Here is a 13,320-nt window from a genome sequence, read left to right as displayed (position 1 = left end):
CCCGGCTTACAGCCGGTCCGTCCCCTCGCCCACCTCGTGGGCCCCGCATGATCCCGCCGTTTCTGGCGGGATCATGCGCGTTTCGGGGCCTCGTCCCGCCGACGCGGGTACAGCCGAATACAGTCGAATACAGCGCCCTACAGTGCCTCGACCGGCACAGAACCGGCACGGCGCCGGCCGCGGGTCAGCGCACGAGCCCGTCGGTCAGGGCGGCCAGCGCGGAGTCGTCGGACGGCATCACGTGGGCGTACGTCCGCAGGGTCTCAGTGGCGTCCTTGTGGCCGAGCCGTCGGGCGACGGCGACGACGGACGCCCCGTGGGAGAGCAGGTGGCTGGCGTGGTGGTGGCGCAGCTGGTGCCACCCTCCCGGTCCCATCCAGGGCAGCTTCCCGCGGCACCAGTCCCAGGCGGAGGAGAGCCGGTGCCGGCCCCATCCGGCCCCGGCGCGGTGGAAGAGCCGCCCCTCGTCGTCGGCGTCCGCGATCAGCCGCTGCAGGACGGCGGCGGTCTCGGCGCCCACGCGGATGGTCCGCCTCGACGCGGCGGTCTTCAGCGGCGCCCAGGTCGAGGTCGTGGCCCCGATCTGCCGGTCCACGAGGATGCTGCGCGCGGCCAGGTCCACCCGGTCCGCGGTGAGGCCGCGCCACTCCCCCGGCCGCATGCCGGTGGCCGCGCCGATCAGGACGGCGTCGCGCGCCCACGGGCTGATCGTGTCCGCGATCTGCTGGACCTGCTCGACGGTGAGGACCTCGGTGGGCCCGCCCGCGTCGCGGGGCAGGCGGATCTTCACGCACGGGCTGGCCGGGATCAGCCCGTCGAGCACGGCCTCGCGCAGCATGCCAGCCAGGTAGCGGTAGGTGATCTCGACGGTGGCCGGCGCGAGACCGGCGGCCTGCCAGCCGATGACCGCGGCCTGCACATCCGCGCGCGTGACCTCGTCCAGCCGCAGCTCCCCGAGCGCGGGGACGATGTACCCGTCCACCTTGTACCCGATGGACGCCCGCGAGGACTCACGCTGGTGCACCTGCCGGCTCTTCCACGTCTCAGCCCACTCGGCCACGGTGGGCGGCGCCGCGGCCGCCGGCCGGTCGGCGGCGTGGGCCCAGGCGAGGGCCGCATCCTTCGTCGTGAACGTCCGGGTCTGCTCGGCCCCGGTCCCGTCCGTGCGGATCGCCCGCCACCGCCGCCCCGTCCCATACCGGGACGTGCGGGTGCGATCCCGCCGGTGCCAGAGATCCTGGACGCGGCTCATGGTGGTCTCCTTCGCTCACGGGTGGGTGTGGGGCCTCCCCGCGGCGCGGGAAGGGGTCAGGCCGCGTCGGGGGTGCGCGCGGCCCGGTACCGGGTCTGCCGAGCCTCCCGAGCCCGTCGCGTGATCACCGGGTAGGCGGCGATCGCCACCGGGTCCTCGGCGAGCGTGGCCACGCGCATCGCCAGCGCCGTGCCCCGCAACCCGACCAGGTGCTCAGCGGCCCGGTCACGCGCGGCCCCGTGCCGCCACCGCCGCCCCCACAGCTGCAGCACCATGTGGTCACGCACGGACAGGTGGCCGGCGCTCGCGGGCGCCTGGGTGGTCGTGGTCATGTCGGGACGGTACGTCCGGGGCCGGACAGGCTAGACGGTCTCGCGGTGCTCGGGGATCCGGGCGGCGAGGTGCTCCCGCTCGGCCCGGGTGAGCCCGGCGAGCCGGTCAGTGAGCACGAGAGGGGTCACCCACAGTTCGTCGGCGAGCTCGTCCAGGCTCATGGACCAGGGCAGGGCATCGGCGAGCTGCTCGAGCGTGATCAGCTGCCGGGCCGCGGCCGCGCGCACCGCGTGCTCGACGGCCGGCGGCTGGCAGCCGCGGTGGCCGTGCTCGAGGTGCACGAGCTCATGGGTGAGCGCGCACCGCCGCTCGGCCTGCGTCATGCGGGGGTCAAGCCAGATCACCGTCGCGCCATCGGTCGCGGCCGGCGCCGTCGGGTGCGGGCGAGCCCAGACCACGACGACGTGCGTCAGCGTGCGCAGCGCCCTCCAGGGGTGGAACATGTGGCCCACGTAACGACACGGGCCGGACACGTTACGCCCCCTCCTCGACCCCCGAGTCCTGGGACTCCTCACCGACGTCGCCCCACTCCCGGGCCTGCCGGTCGCGGGTCAGCTCGAAGTCAGGGTGTGCTGCTAGATCGAACTCGGCCGGCGCGCCGGCTGCCACGGTCTTCTGTCCAGCGCCAGCGTCACCGCCGCGCGCTCCCCCGCGCTCGGCCGTGCCGCGCTCGCGGTCCTGGTGCTGGTCTGGGTGGTCGTGCTCGTCATGGTGGTCCGTCCTACGGCGTTCGAGCATGACCCGGAGGACTGCGGTGAGCAGCTCCTGGTCATACGTCGAGAGGTCAGGGGATTCCTGAACGACGTCGAGGACCGACGGGTGAAGAGCCGAGTCGAGCTCCACGCCCATGGACTCCAGCGCTGCAGTGGCCACGTGGGCCACGGGCACCTTCAGAACGAGCGCGAGCATCGTGATGTTCTCGCCCTTGATCGAGGTGACCGGGGTGGACTTGAGCCGCGCGAAGCTCGTGTGGCTCATGTCGTACCCTGCGCGCTCGGCGCGGGCGGCGAGGTCGCGGAGGGACCAGCCGTTCCGCTCCTGGGCTGAGGCGATCAGCCGGCCCAGCGAGTGCATGTCGTTCATGGCGACCAATCTGCGGGGTGACGCCAAGGGGAGCAACCGACCTCGGACACCCGCTGTTGCGTGGAAGTGGACACCGAAACGGTAGCAACAAAGGGGGCGGCGTGCCGCATGGCGGCGCGGATGCGGGGCTATCGGCGCGGACCTGGAGAGAAGTAGGTGGACACCTGGGCAAACTCGCTGTACCGTTTTGCTGGACACCACGTCACGCGAAAGGTTACAGTCATGGGGCAAGTCATTCACCTGCCACTCGGGGAGCTCTACATGAAGCTGCGGGACCGCAAGCGACTCCAGCGCCTGATGATCGTCCAGGACGTCTCAGCGCGGCAGCTGGCACGCGCCGCCGGCTGGAAGTCGCACTCATACATGAACCGCCTGCTCAACGGGCAGGCCGAGACCCTCGCGCCCGAGCCCGCTCTGCGCATCGCCCATCACCTGGGCGTCGGCGTCGAGGACCTTTTTTTGACCAAGGTGGAACGTCCTACGCACCACAACGGAACGCATGAAAGGACAGCAGCATGACCACGCTGACGCCCTTCCAGTACGGCGCCACCGCCGTACGCACTGCCGTCATCGACGGCGAGCCCCACTTCGTCGCCGCCGACCTCTGCGCCGTCCTCGAGATCGGCCGCCAGCAGGACGCCACCCGCTACCTCGACGCGGACGAGAAGAGGGGGTGTCTGGTAGACACCCCCTCCGGCCCGCAGACCATGGTCGTCGTCACCGAGGCCGGCATGTACTCGCTGGTGCTGCGCTCGCGGAAGCCGGAGGCGAAGGCGTTCAAGCGGTGGCTCACGCACGAGGTGCTCCCGGCGATCCGGAAGACGGGCGCGTACTCCGTGCAGCGTGAGCTGACCGAGGACGAGATCATCCACCGGGCCCTGACCCTGTCGGTGGCGAAGGTCGAGGCGCTCGAGGCGAAGGTCGCCGAGGACGCCCCGAAGGTCGCCGCGTGGGAGTCGATCGTGTCCTCGGCCGGCTCGTGGTCGTACAACGACGCCGCGAAGGTGCTGTGCGAGTCGGGGCAGATCGAGATCGGCGAGAAGCGCCTCGTGAAGACCCTCGTGGACTGGGGCTACCTGTACCGCGACGCGAAGGGCCGCCCGCACGTGTACCAGCGGTACATCGAGCAGGGCCTGTTCGTGGTGAAGGCCCGCACGTACCGCGACCTCGTCTCGGGCGAGGTGCGGGAGTCCGCGGCCCCGCAGGTCCGGCTCACCGGCAAGGGCCTCGGCGTCGTCCGGTCCCGCCTGACCGATCAGCCGGCCTTCGAGCTGCTCGGCATCCGGGTGGTGACGGCATGACCACCGCCGCGCCGTTCTACATCGAGAACCTGCGCCGCGCACGGCTGACGCGCACGGCCCAGGCCGCGAAGCGCACGGCCGCCCGCCTGGAGGACCTCGAGCACCTGGCCGCCGCCCGCGTGACCCGTGAGGCCGCGGCCCCGCGGGCCGGGTTCCCCACGGTCGAGGCCATGGAGCGGTTCTGCCGCCGCGTGGGCCGTCACGACCTGATCCGAGCCATGCCGTCCGAGAGGAGCGCGGCCTGATGCCCACCCGTCTACTGACCGTCACCGAGGTCGCCCAGCGACTCAACGAGCACCCGGAGACCACCCGGACGCGCTTGCGCCGTGGGGAGATCACCGCGGTGAAGAAGTCCGAGGGCTCGCGCGCGGCGTGGCGGGTCTCGGAGAAGGCCGTCGAGGCCTTCATCCACCGCCGCCGGTACAACCCCGCCGCCTGACCAACCGCCCCCGGCCGCGCATCCCTAGCCGGCCGCCCACCCATCGAGGAGACCCACCATGACCACCACCGAACACACCCGTCCCGGCATCTGGATTTCTACATCCGCGGCCCGGCCCGACTACGTCCGCATCAGCGCGGACATCCCGAACGACCAGCTGGCCGAGGCGATCAACGCACTGGCTGCCGTCGTCAACGCCCCCGCCGACGACACGCATGCGGCCTCCACGGGCACGACGCTCGCGGACGAGGACGCGTGCCGCCGCGTCGACGACGTCGATCAGGACGGCCCGGACTGCGAGGGTCCCGAGGGCGGTGAGTCCGCATGAGCGCGGCGTCGCTCCATGAGGAGCTGGGGATGCGCGCGCCTTCGCGGCGGTCCACGTGGTGGGCGCCGGCGGACGGCTCGCTGGGCTGCGCGGTGCGTGACGTCGTGCGCACTGGCCTGGCCGTGGCCGCGGTGCTCGCGGTGCTCGCGCTCCCGGGCCTGGTGGACATGGCCATGACGGCCCTGCTGGGCGGTGGTGGCCGTGGCTGAGCCGCGCAAGCACCACCAGATCCTGTTGCAGGTCGTGGACCGCAAGCCGATGCCGCGGCCGTACCCGTGGGTGTCGTACCGGTCTCGTGACGAGCTGCGCGCGGCGGTCGTGCGCGCGACGCGCGTCTACTGGTCGGCCGCGCGCCGCGTGGACGTGACGCTCGCTGGCCCGGACTGGCGTGAGTGCCGGGGCGAGGTCTTCCTGTCCTTCCCGGGCGGTCAGACCGTGGACGCCCGCTTCTTCCCCGTGTTCGACCCGAGCCGGCCCGCCTCCGAGCAGGCCCGCAGGTCCGAAGGAGACCGGTGATGACGGACATGACCGAGATCGCGACCGAACCCAGCCTCGAGGCGGTGGACGAAGCGGAGCGGACCCCGTGTCAGCTGGCGGACCCGGACATCTGGTTCACGCCGGCGTCGGAGGCGGTGGCTGTGGCCGCATGCCGGCAGTGCCCCGCCCGCGAGGTGTGTCTGCAGGTCGCCATGGACGCCGAGGGGACGGCGCGCACGTCGTCACGGTTCGGGGTCTGGGGCGGGCTGACGCCGATGCAGCGCTCGGCCTTGCACCGGGCGGACCACCCGGGACGTCGCCCGTCTGCCAAGGCGGGTGATCGCTGATGGGCGGCAAGGTCGCGGCGGCGTACCACGGCGTGCCGTGCGATGGCCGGTGCTGCCGGCAGAACCGGCACCTGGGGGTGTGCCCCCACAGGCGGGTGTGTGAGTACCACCTGCGCGAGGACGCCCGCACGGCTCGTGCGGAGCGTGAAGCAGAGCAGATCGCGGACCTGCAGCGGGCCGCGGAGAGAGTGATGAGGAGACCACGATGACGACGACGTTCGAGATGATCTGGGAGGACCCCGGGCCGGCGCGTGTCGGCCGCCCGGGTGACTCGCGTCTGCGCCAGATGCTGGCCGAGTTGCAGAAGCATCCCGGCCGGTGGGCGAAGGTTCACGAGAGCAAGGCCAACGGTGGTCAGGGGTCTTGGTGGAAGGAGAAGGGCTGCGAGGCCACGACCCGCCGGGATCGGGAGCGTGGCGTCACGATGACGTACGCGCGCTGGCCGGAGCCCGACCTGGATGACCCGCAGCCGGCCGCGGCTTCTGACGAGCGTGCTGAGCGCGCGGCACAGCCTGCACCGCCGGCGCCCGCACAGGAGCCCACCGCGCCGCCCGCGCAGGAGCCCACCGCGGAGCCCGCGCAGGAGCCGGCGCAGGTCGAGCCGGCCCCGGCCGCGGCGCCGTCGAAGGTCGGCCGGGTCAGCACCGCTGAGGCGGACGCGATCCTCGAGGCCCGCCTCGCAGGGGCCACCCTCGACGACCTCTCGGAGCGGTTCGGTCGAGCAGTCGCCACGATCCGCAGCGCGATCCACCGGGCCGAGGACCGCCGCCAGAAGGCCGAGGACACCGCCCGCCCGACCCCGCTCGTGGCCAGCCACCCCAAGGGCACCTGCCGCGTCTGCCACGCCAAGAACCGCGGACTCACCGACGGCGTCTGCCGCCTGTGCATCATCCGCGCCCGCGAGGCCGCCGCCCGGCGGGAGGACGCGTCATGACCGGCCGCCGGACCCCGCTCGTCACGAGCCACGCCGACCGGCGCCGCACCCACGGCCGCGTCAGCAAGAACGAGCTCGCACTGCGCCCCGACGTCGACGAGAACCGCGCCAACCTCGCCCGGTTCATGTGCCGCCGCCTCGCACCCAACGTCACCCCCACACCATCCAAGGAGCGCTGACCGTGAGCAAGCCCACCCCACCCGTGCTCGATCCGGCCTCCGGGTCGCGGATGTTCTATTTCGACAAGGCGGACCCCCGCGTGCTGTTCGGGGACATCCGATCAGAGCAGCACGTCCTCTGCGATGGGCGCGCCCTGAGCATCAACCCCGACGCGATCACCGACTCCCGCGCACTCCCCTTCGAGGACGGCACGTTCAGCGTGGTGATCTTCGACCCGCCTCACCTCGTCCGCGCAGGCAACGGCTGGCAGGCGCTCAAGTACGGCCGACTCGACCGGAACACCTGGCGACAGGACCTTGCCGCGGGCTTCTCCGAGTGCTTCCGCGTGCTCAAGCCCGCCGGCGTCCTCATCTTCAAGTGGAACGAGACGCAGATCCCGGTCTCTCACATCCTCGAGCTCACCCACCAGCGGCCCCTTGTCGGACACCGAGTGGGCAAGCAGATGAACACGCACTGGATCACCTTCATCAAGGAGCCCCTCGCATGAACTCGCACACCATCCTCCGCAGACTCAACGCCCTCGTGGGCGCCGCGCTCGCGGGCCTGCGGGTCCGCCGGCTGATCCGTGAGGCCCGGCTGGGCTGCAGTCACGTGCATGACCGGGATGTGGCGGCGGGCGCCGTCGTCGCGGCCCTGGGCGCGCTGGTGCTGGCGCATCGGCTGTCGGAGACCGAGGCGCTGGTCCGCATCTACCCGGACGGCGCAGGCGGCGATCGGGTGTCGGTCGTCCTGACGTGCGGTGACGCCGTCTCGGCGGTCACCCACGCGATCCCGTTCACGTGCGTGGAGTCGCTGACGGCGCTGGCACCGGCCGTGCGCCGCCTGGCCCGAGCGGAGGTGGCGGCATGAGGGTCACCTTAGACACGATGCAGTTCCGGCAGGCTCTGGCGGCGGCGCTGCCGCACACGGGCGGCCCGAAGTCGGGTGTGCTGGAGCACCTGCGGGTGCAGGTCTCGGACCGCTGGGTGTGGGTCATGGCCTCGTGCGGGTCCACGTCTGTGATGGCGCGGTCGTCTGTGCTGGAGGTGGAGGATCTGACCGGGGATCCGGCCACGGACGCGTTCCACCTGTCCCCTGCGGCGGCGAAGGCCGTCCTGGCGGTGTTCACGCTGGCGGACGAGCTGGACCAGACCATGTTGATGATCACCCGGGAGATCACGGACGCCGGCCACCAGCTGACGTTCCAGGACGTCGGTGGCCTGCTGGCTGGCAACGAGCTCGTCCTGCAGGGCGGTGACCCGGACCCGGAGTTCCCGAACGTCCCGGCCTCGGTGATGCCGGCCTCGTTCCTGGGCGAGGAGCTGCCGCTGCACACGCTGGTCCACGAGAAGGGCCTGGCCCGCTTCGTGCGGACGGCGAAGGCGTACGGCGGGGAGCTGACGATCACCGGCAACCGCCGTACCGGGTCCTCGTACCTGGTGGCGGCCGGACCGCACTGCCGCGGCCTGCTCACCATCGCCCGCCTGGACCCCGAGGACGGGGACACCCCCGACTTCGGTGGCCTCGAGCTGGACTGGCGTGAGCAGACCGAAGACCTCGCCCACGCCCTGAACCGCATCCAGCGCGAGCACCTGGCCCGGAAGGACGAGACCGAGGCCAAGGAGGCCCTGGCCGCCGCGGTCCGCAAGGGCTTCAAGGACGACGCCCTCGACGGGCTCACCGTCTCCACCGGCGGCTCGTCCTTCACCCTCACCCGCGACGACTTCGCCCGACTCGACGAGGAGGACTCGTGACCACCACCCGCCACAGCGACACGCCCGTGCGGACCCCCGTCTGTTCGCGGGCCCCGCGGCTCGGGACCCAGGAGTACGCGCTGTACGCCCTGGCGAACCGCCGTGTCTCGATCCGCCCGAGGGTGATGCGCTCCGGCCCGCACGCCGACGCCGTGTTCTGGGAGATCGAGTACCTCGGGGGTGGCGGCGGTGCCATGTGGGCCCGCTTCGCGCCGACCCTCGCGGACGCCATGGACGTCGTCTACGCCACCCGCCTCGCCCGCGAGCGCAGCTACACGAACGGAGGCGCAGCATGACCCGCCCCATGCCCTACACGGAAGCACCGCCACACCCCGGACGATCGCCGAAGTTCTCGGGGGACGACGTGGGCCCCGGGGAAAGGCTGGCCGCGAGAGAAGCGTGGGATGACGCCCGGTGGAAATACACCGAGAGCATCGTGGTCGGGCGTGACAAGCGCCTCTCGGCCACCGAGTGCGACGCCGAGTGGGACGCCGCCGAGCAGGACGCGTCCACCGCCCTCCTGTACCACGTGCTCGGGGACAAGCGCCTGACTGCATGGCAGGTCGAGCGCTTCGACAACGCCGCCCGCACCTGGCGCCGCTTCGCCACACACCCGCACGCACTGGAGGACAGCCCGTGATTTCCCTCATCATCACCGCCATCGGCGTGACCCTCGTCCTGCTCATCTTCCGTGCCGCCCGGGGACGCTTCCCCTGGGAGCCGTTCCCGGAGTCCGCGGAGATCCTCGACCGCATCGCCCTCGAAGGAGAGACCAATGAGTGACCGCACTACCACCGGGGAGGCGAGAGAGGCCCTCGACGACCTGCACCTGGCCGCGCACGAGAACGGGCCCACGACGGACCTGTCGACGCACTTCCGCCGCGCGCGTCGCCTGTGGGTTGCCATGGGCGGCGAGCACCATACGGCGCACGGTGAGCCGATGCCCGCGTGGGACGAGCTCGGCGCCTCCATGCAGCTCATGCTGATCGGCTTCGTGGCCCGTGCCGTGCAGGACGTCCTCGAGGTCGAGCAGGTCATGTACCGGGCGCTCAGCGCCGCGCTCGACCTCGTCGAGCGGTTCGAGACCGAGCGGGACACCTCCCACACCAAGGACGAAGCCATCGCATGGGACAACGCCGCCACCCTCCTCCTCGCCGCCCTGAAGGGAGAAACCCGTGCGTGACCCCCGCGAAACCCTGGCCCGCATCCGGGCGCAAGCAGACGCCGCCACCAAAGGACCGTGGCACCCCGAGAATGACCCCGACGAGTTCCCCCAGGTACTAGGACCTGTCCGTAAGCACGACAGAATCGTCGTGCAGTCCTGGATCGCCCCTGAAGTAAGCAGCGAAGAGGACGCCGAGTTCATCGCCGCCGCCCGCACCGACGTGCCCCGCCTCGTGGACGCACTCGACGCCGTACTTGACCTCGCGGACCGGCTCGACGCCGAGGCTGAGGAGCTGCGCGACTTCTCCGGCGGGATGTCCGACGAGTCCGAGTGGCTCGAGGCAACGGCCACTCGTATCCGCGCCGCGCTCGCGGGCGTTGAGGGCGAGGGCTGATGTCGTGGCTGAAGACCTCGGACGCCGCCGCTTGGCACCCGCTACTGCTAGAGGTCCTGGAGCACTCACTCGAGGAGCCATGGCTCGTGAACGAGGTGTTCGGCTTCCTCAGCAGATGCGCCATCCAGTCCGCGCAGTTCGAGCTCGACTACGTGGTCACGTTCGGCGTGGCTATGCAGACCGCGAACGGCGCTGACCGCTTCAAGGTGCTGGACCGGGTATGCCGTGCGGTCGGCCTGTGGAAGGACGTCGAGATCCCCGCCACCGCGGACCAGCCCGCGCGCAAGGCCTTCAAGATCGTGGAAGAGGACGACCTCTGGCACATGATCCGCAAGGACGAGCGGGAGTGGGAGCGGCAGCGCCGCGCCGACGTCGGGAACCCCGAGCTGGTGATCCCCGTGCGCCACCGTGACGGAGACGCCTGCCGCTGGTGTGGGCACGTCGTGTTCTGGTCCGACAGGAAGGGCGGCCGTGGGGCGACCTACGACCACCTCAAGCCCGGCCAGGGCGCTGCCTCCGCCGACGACCTTGTGGTGGCCTGCCGCTCGTGCAACGGAGCCCGGAAGGACGAGTCCAACACGGACTTCAACAACGAACTCCGCCCCGCCCCGAAGGACCCCTACTACTCGAAGGGAACCGCGGCCTTCCTCGCCCGCTACGGCGTGGAAGTCCAGGTCTCCGCCCGCCCCCGCATCACGGAACCGGCTGGCAGCACCACCCCCGCAGCAGAGCAGGCACCGCAGCGCGAGAGCGCGCCGGCGCAGGCGACCGCAGCACCGACCGACGCAGCAGGCAGCACCGCCGGCGACGCGACCGCAGCACCCCGTCAGGGCGTGCGCGACACCGCGTCCCGGCAGGAGCGCCAGCGCGCGGCCCAGGTGCGCGACGCCCGCGGCCCTGGCGAGCCCGCAGCAGCGGCCCCCGCTCAGCGCGACGTGGCGCGCCGTCTGCTCGACAAGCGGAAGCAGGAGCTGCTGGAGGCACTGGCCGCCGCGCGGGGTATCCCGCAGCCGGCGCCGGCCACCGAGCGCTCCTGGGTGGACCTCGCCGAGGTCGAGTGGGAGCCGGACGATGCCGGCCCGGCGGGCGTCGGCCCTGATCTGCAGATTCCCGCAGATCGCCAGGCTGAAGGATCTGGATTCCCCGGGTCGGGTCGGGACGGGTCAGGTCGGGACGGGTCAGGTCGGGACGGGACGTGCCTGGACGGGCACGGGCCGGGCTCGGGCTGGGACGTGCCTGGACGGGACGGGAGCGCTGGTGGGTCTGGTGGGGCTGGGAAGGGCTCTGGCAGGCGGAGAAGACGGGGCAGACGTGGTGGTCGTGGTCGAGGAGGTGACCGTGGTGAGGGCTGAGGAGTACGCGCAGATGATGGCGGACGGGATGTCCGAGGACGTCTTCCAGAAGCAGGTGGAGGGACTGGCCGAGTCGCTGGGGTGGAAGGTCTATCACACCCACGATTCGCGTCGGTCTCACCGTGGGTGGCCGGACCTCGTGCTCGGTCGCCGCGGCCGGGTGCTGTTCCGGGAGCTGAAGACGATGAAGGGGCGCACGACGCCCGACCAGAAGGCATGGCTCGAGCTGCTCAACGCGGCCGGGCACGACGCGGCCGTGTGGCGGCCGGTCCAGTGGTTCGACCGGACGATCGAGAGGGAGCTGACGTGAGCGAGCTGAGCATGGTGGTGGATCGGCTGACGATGACGACGCCGCAGATGGTGCGCACGTCGGCCGGCCCGGTGGTGGTCCGCGTGGCCCCGCTGCTCGAGGTGTTGCAGGGGATGGTCCATCACCGCACTGCAGGTGCCGGCGGGCGGTCGTCATCGTCGTCGGGGTCAGGCGCACCGCTGGACATGGAGGCGCTGAACCTCATGGTGTCCGTCGAGGAGGAGCTGGTCCACCTGCAGTGGGTGATGCGCTCGGCTCCCCCGCCTGCCCGGGCGGAGATGCAGGCGGCGGCCGACCTGTTCCGGGTCCCGTTCGCTGTGGTTGCGGGCCCACCCGCGCCAGGCTTCGGTGGCATGACGGTGTTCGAACGGCTGCGGTGGACCGCGGTGCGGGCGGCCGCGCTAGGCCGGGACGCCGAGGTGCTCGCCATCGTCCGCGGGTGGGTGTCTGCGATCGAGCGGCGCATGGACCCGCCCATCGTGATCCAGCCGCGCAAGCCGTGCCCGGCGTGCGGGGAGCACATGGCGTGGACGATGGACCCGAGCCTCGACGAGCTGGTGCAGGTGCCGGCCATCTCGGTGGTCGTGGGTGATCGCCCGCGAGGCTGGTGCATCGAGTGCGGCGCGGAGTGGGTGGGCCCCGAGGTCGTGGACCTCGTGACTCAGTGCGGAGGCTCAACGGAGCTCGCGCGGAACCTGCTTGGCAGATGACCCGCGCAACGTGTACGCTGGGCCTCGCCGGGTAGAAGTCTGCCCCGGCCCTGATCTTCGCGAAGGCCCCGACCCCCACAGGTCGGGGCCTTCGTCGTATCCAGACCGCTGGGTCAGCGAGGCGTCCCCTGCGTGCGCGCCTCGTGCAAGGACGGCCATGACCGGACTAGGTTTCCCCCGCGAGCCGCACCTGCCCAGCACCCCTTCACCGCCCGCCCTGTCGAGGTGATCCCCGATGACGCTGCGAAGCACGACGGCCCGCGGCTACGGTGCCTCGCACCAGCGCATCCGTGAGCGGTACCGGCCGCTCGTCGAGTCCGGCCAGGCCATCTGCGCCCGCTGCCAAGAACCCATCGCCCCGACCGAGCCATGGGACCTCGGGCACACCGACGACCGCACCGGCTACCAGGGCCCCGAGCACCGCCGCTGCAACCGGGCCGCCGGCCAGGCCAACGCCACCGCGGCCCGCGCCGCGAAGGCCGCGACCACGGTCCGCGACTGGTGACCGCCCGACCCTAGGGGGGTTCAGATTTGGCGGAATCATGCGGCTCCTGACTCCGCCCGGTAGTCATCTCCCTCCCCGACGCGCGTGACGGTAACGCTACGTGCGCGCCTCAGAACGCGATGCAACGACTGCCCGTGAGGAGAACCATGAACAGGTACGTGTACGAGGGCATCACCCGAGACGTCGAGGCCGGGAAGCGGGTCGCGGTGCTCGCCGCCACGCGTGACGCAGCCGCGGCCGCCTTCACTGAGGTGCACGAGACGCGGCCAGGGTGGGCGAAGGTCTGCCGCGCCGCCGGCGCGCAGCGCCTCGAGCATGAGTCCGGCGGCGTCGCCGTCTTCGTCTCCGCGAGGGGCAACAGGCACCGCGGACTCACCGCCGACACCCTCGTGCTGGTCGACGGGCTGGCCGGGTGGCGCGGCATCAAAAGCGACCTCGCCCCCATCGCCCCTGAGGTCATCGGCTGACCAGACTCCC

27 protein-coding genes are annotated in these 13,320 nt (G+C 71.6%); 23 read left to right on the top strand and 4 right to left on the bottom strand.

The window, feature by feature from the left end; genetic code table 11:
* Positions 1-184: 184 nt before the first annotated feature.
* Genes AUV08_RS10485 through AUV08_RS10470 form a run of 4 tightly spaced genes read right to left on the bottom strand, consistent with a single transcriptional unit; the run spans position 185 to position 2,668 of the window.
* A complete protein-coding gene (locus AUV08_RS10485) occupies positions 185-1,252 on the bottom strand; it encodes a tyrosine-type recombinase/integrase (RefSeq protein ID WP_061867781.1) in 1,068 nt (355 codons plus the stop codon).
* Between the two features lie 56 nt (positions 1,253-1,308).
* Entirely contained in the window at positions 1,309-1,584 is a 276-nt protein-coding gene (locus AUV08_RS10480) for a DUF3263 domain-containing protein (RefSeq protein WP_061867782.1), read from the bottom strand.
* Positions 1,585-1,614: 30 nt separating this feature from the next.
* A complete protein-coding gene (locus AUV08_RS10475; protein ID WP_231862127.1) occupies positions 1,615-2,058 on the bottom strand; it encodes an ImmA/IrrE family metallo-endopeptidase in 444 nt (147 codons plus the stop codon).
* 1 nt (position 2,059) lies between these two features.
* Entirely contained in the window at positions 2,060-2,668 is a 609-nt protein-coding gene (locus AUV08_RS10470; RefSeq protein ID WP_061867783.1) for a hypothetical protein, read from the bottom strand.
* Positions 2,669-2,890: 222 nt separating this feature from the next.
* On the opposite strand from AUV08_RS10470, the gene AUV08_RS10465 reads away from it, so the two are divergent.
* The 23 genes from AUV08_RS10465 to AUV08_RS10355 all read left to right on the top strand — a co-directional run bounded on the left by AUV08_RS10465 (position 2,891) and on the right by AUV08_RS10355 (position 13,310).
* Entirely contained in the window at positions 2,891-3,187 is a 297-nt protein-coding gene (locus tag AUV08_RS10465) for a helix-turn-helix transcriptional regulator (RefSeq protein WP_036334938.1), read from the top strand.
* Positions 3,184-3,969: a phage antirepressor KilAC domain-containing protein gene (locus tag AUV08_RS10460; protein ID WP_061867784.1), complete on the top strand. Its 786-nt coding sequence runs from the start codon at positions 3,184-3,186 to the stop codon at positions 3,967-3,969. Before AUV08_RS10465 ends, AUV08_RS10460 begins: the two co-directional genes overlap by 4 nt.
* Positions 3,966-4,214, top strand: a complete 249-nt coding sequence (locus AUV08_RS10455; RefSeq protein WP_061867785.1) for a hypothetical protein — start codon at positions 3,966-3,968, stop codon at positions 4,212-4,214. The genes AUV08_RS10460 and AUV08_RS10455 overlap by 4 nt, the downstream gene beginning before the upstream one ends.
* Complete coding sequence (locus AUV08_RS10450; RefSeq protein WP_061867786.1) at positions 4,214-4,408, top strand: helix-turn-helix domain-containing protein; 195 nt, start codon at positions 4,214-4,216, stop codon at positions 4,406-4,408. Before AUV08_RS10455 ends, AUV08_RS10450 begins: the two co-directional genes overlap by 1 nt.
* Positions 4,409-4,466: 58 nt before the next feature.
* Positions 4,467-4,736 carry a hypothetical protein gene (locus tag AUV08_RS10445; protein ID WP_061867787.1) on the top strand — a complete coding sequence of 90 codons (270 nt, stop codon included), beginning with the start codon at positions 4,467-4,469 and terminating at the stop codon, positions 4,734-4,736.
* 29 nt (positions 4,737-4,765) lie between these two features.
* Positions 4,766-4,945, top strand: coding sequence for a hypothetical protein (locus AUV08_RS10440; protein ID WP_061867788.1), 180 nt, complete (start codon positions 4,766-4,768; stop codon positions 4,943-4,945).
* Positions 4,938-5,252, top strand: a complete 315-nt coding sequence (locus AUV08_RS10435) for a hypothetical protein (RefSeq protein ID WP_157554170.1) — start codon at positions 4,938-4,940, stop codon at positions 5,250-5,252. The genes AUV08_RS10440 and AUV08_RS10435 overlap by 8 nt, the downstream gene beginning before the upstream one ends.
* A gap of 8 nt (positions 5,253-5,260) precedes the next feature.
* Entirely contained in the window at positions 5,261-5,560 is a 300-nt protein-coding gene (locus AUV08_RS10430) for a WhiB family transcriptional regulator (RefSeq protein ID WP_197459318.1), read from the top strand.
* Between the two features lie 205 nt (positions 5,561-5,765).
* Positions 5,766-6,494, top strand: coding sequence for a hypothetical protein (locus AUV08_RS10420; protein ID WP_061867792.1), 729 nt, complete (start codon positions 5,766-5,768; stop codon positions 6,492-6,494).
* Entirely contained in the window at positions 6,491-6,673 is a 183-nt protein-coding gene (locus AUV08_RS10415) for a hypothetical protein (RefSeq protein WP_061867793.1), read from the top strand. Before AUV08_RS10420 ends, AUV08_RS10415 begins: the two co-directional genes overlap by 4 nt.
* Positions 6,674-6,675: 2 nt before the next feature.
* A complete protein-coding gene (locus AUV08_RS10410) occupies positions 6,676-7,161 on the top strand; it encodes a class I SAM-dependent methyltransferase (protein ID WP_231865127.1) in 486 nt (161 codons plus the stop codon).
* On the top strand, positions 7,158-7,523 hold the full coding sequence (locus AUV08_RS10405; protein ID WP_061867794.1) for a hypothetical protein: 366 nt from the start codon (positions 7,158-7,160) through the stop codon (positions 7,521-7,523). Before AUV08_RS10410 ends, AUV08_RS10405 begins: the two co-directional genes overlap by 4 nt.
* Positions 7,520-8,407: a hypothetical protein gene (locus AUV08_RS10400; protein ID WP_157554173.1), complete on the top strand. Its 888-nt coding sequence runs from the start codon at positions 7,520-7,522 to the stop codon at positions 8,405-8,407. The genes AUV08_RS10405 and AUV08_RS10400 overlap by 4 nt, the downstream gene beginning before the upstream one ends.
* The gene (locus tag AUV08_RS10395; protein WP_061867796.1) at positions 8,404-8,703 is read left to right on the top strand and encodes a hypothetical protein; all 300 of its coding nucleotides are present in this window, start codon (positions 8,404-8,406) and stop codon (positions 8,701-8,703) included. The genes AUV08_RS10400 and AUV08_RS10395 overlap by 4 nt, the downstream gene beginning before the upstream one ends.
* Positions 8,704-8,843: 140 nt before the next feature.
* Positions 8,844-9,047 (top strand): hypothetical protein, encoded by a 204-nt coding sequence (locus AUV08_RS10390; RefSeq protein ID WP_061867797.1) that lies wholly within the window; start codon positions 8,844-8,846, stop codon positions 9,045-9,047.
* Complete coding sequence (locus tag AUV08_RS12010) at positions 9,044-9,190, top strand: hypothetical protein (protein WP_157554176.1); 147 nt, start codon at positions 9,044-9,046, stop codon at positions 9,188-9,190. Before AUV08_RS10390 ends, AUV08_RS12010 begins: the two co-directional genes overlap by 4 nt.
* On the top strand, positions 9,183-9,590 hold the full coding sequence (locus AUV08_RS10385; protein WP_061867798.1) for a hypothetical protein: 408 nt from the start codon (positions 9,183-9,185) through the stop codon (positions 9,588-9,590). The genes AUV08_RS12010 and AUV08_RS10385 overlap by 8 nt, the downstream gene beginning before the upstream one ends.
* A 130-nt stretch (positions 9,591-9,720) precedes the next feature.
* Positions 9,721-9,966 carry a hypothetical protein gene (locus tag AUV08_RS10380; protein ID WP_061867799.1) on the top strand — a complete coding sequence of 82 codons (246 nt, stop codon included), beginning with the start codon at positions 9,721-9,723 and terminating at the stop codon, positions 9,964-9,966.
* Entirely contained in the window at positions 9,966-11,318 is a 1,353-nt protein-coding gene (locus AUV08_RS10375; protein WP_061867800.1) for an HNH endonuclease, read from the top strand. The genes AUV08_RS10380 and AUV08_RS10375 overlap by 1 nt, the downstream gene beginning before the upstream one ends.
* Positions 11,305-11,628, top strand: a complete 324-nt coding sequence (locus AUV08_RS10370) for a VRR-NUC domain-containing protein (protein WP_231862129.1) — start codon at positions 11,305-11,307, stop codon at positions 11,626-11,628. The genes AUV08_RS10375 and AUV08_RS10370 overlap by 14 nt, the downstream gene beginning before the upstream one ends.
* Entirely contained in the window at positions 11,625-12,338 is a 714-nt protein-coding gene (locus AUV08_RS10365; protein ID WP_061873237.1) for a hypothetical protein, read from the top strand. The genes AUV08_RS10370 and AUV08_RS10365 overlap by 4 nt, the downstream gene beginning before the upstream one ends.
* Positions 12,339-12,573: 235 nt before the next feature.
* The gene (locus AUV08_RS10360) at positions 12,574-12,843 is read left to right on the top strand and encodes a hypothetical protein (protein WP_061867802.1); all 270 of its coding nucleotides are present in this window, start codon (positions 12,574-12,576) and stop codon (positions 12,841-12,843) included.
* Between the two features lie 146 nt (positions 12,844-12,989).
* Positions 12,990-13,310, top strand: a complete 321-nt coding sequence (locus AUV08_RS10355; RefSeq protein WP_061867803.1) for a hypothetical protein — start codon at positions 12,990-12,992, stop codon at positions 13,308-13,310.
* Positions 13,311-13,320 lie beyond the last annotated feature (10 nt).

Source organism: Micrococcus sp. CH7 (assembly GCF_001595485.1).
In the GTDB taxonomy this organism is placed as follows: domain Bacteria; phylum Actinomycetota; class Actinomycetes; order Actinomycetales; family Micrococcaceae; genus Micrococcus; species Micrococcus luteus.
Note: the sequence above shows the minus strand (reverse complement) of the source record. Positions and strands in the feature narration are given on the sequence as shown.

Bases quoted from the DNA above. Each gene is read 5' to 3' on its own strand.
- AUV08_RS10485 (WP_061867781.1), bottom strand. From the start codon at position 1,252: ATGAGCCGCGTCCAGGATCTCTGGCACCGGCGGGATCGCACCCGCACG.
- AUV08_RS10480 (WP_061867782.1), bottom strand. From the start codon at position 1,584: ATGACCACGACCACCCAGGCGCCCGCGAGCGCCGGCCACCTGTCCGTG.
- AUV08_RS10470 (WP_061867783.1), bottom strand. From the start codon at position 2,668: ATGAACGACATGCACTCGCTGGGCCGGCTGATCGCCTCAGCCCAGGAG.
- AUV08_RS10465 (WP_036334938.1), top strand. From the start codon at position 2,891: ATGGGGCAAGTCATTCACCTGCCACTCGGGGAGCTCTACATGAAGCTG.
- AUV08_RS10460 (WP_061867784.1), top strand. From the start codon at position 3,184: ATGACCACGCTGACGCCCTTCCAGTACGGCGCCACCGCCGTACGCACT.
- AUV08_RS10455 (WP_061867785.1), top strand. From the start codon at position 3,966: ATGACCACCGCCGCGCCGTTCTACATCGAGAACCTGCGCCGCGCACGG.
- AUV08_RS10450 (WP_061867786.1), top strand. From the start codon at position 4,214: ATGCCCACCCGTCTACTGACCGTCACCGAGGTCGCCCAGCGACTCAAC.
- AUV08_RS10445 (WP_061867787.1), top strand. From the start codon at position 4,467: ATGACCACCACCGAACACACCCGTCCCGGCATCTGGATTTCTACATCC.
- AUV08_RS10440 (WP_061867788.1), top strand. From the start codon at position 4,766: ATGCGCGCGCCTTCGCGGCGGTCCACGTGGTGGGCGCCGGCGGACGGC.
- AUV08_RS10430 (WP_197459318.1), top strand. From the start codon at position 5,261: ATGACCGAGATCGCGACCGAACCCAGCCTCGAGGCGGTGGACGAAGCG.
- AUV08_RS10420 (WP_061867792.1), top strand. From the start codon at position 5,766: ATGACGACGACGTTCGAGATGATCTGGGAGGACCCCGGGCCGGCGCGT.
- AUV08_RS10415 (WP_061867793.1), top strand. From the start codon at position 6,491: ATGACCGGCCGCCGGACCCCGCTCGTCACGAGCCACGCCGACCGGCGC.
- AUV08_RS10405 (WP_061867794.1), top strand. From the start codon at position 7,158: ATGAACTCGCACACCATCCTCCGCAGACTCAACGCCCTCGTGGGCGCC.
- AUV08_RS10400 (WP_157554173.1), top strand. From the start codon at position 7,520: ATGAGGGTCACCTTAGACACGATGCAGTTCCGGCAGGCTCTGGCGGCG.
- AUV08_RS10385 (WP_061867798.1), top strand. From the start codon at position 9,183: ATGAGTGACCGCACTACCACCGGGGAGGCGAGAGAGGCCCTCGACGAC.
- AUV08_RS10375 (WP_061867800.1), top strand. From the start codon at position 9,966: ATGTCGTGGCTGAAGACCTCGGACGCCGCCGCTTGGCACCCGCTACTG.
- AUV08_RS10360 (WP_061867802.1), top strand. From the start codon at position 12,574: ATGACGCTGCGAAGCACGACGGCCCGCGGCTACGGTGCCTCGCACCAG.
- AUV08_RS10355 (WP_061867803.1), top strand. From the start codon at position 12,990: ATGAACAGGTACGTGTACGAGGGCATCACCCGAGACGTCGAGGCCGGG.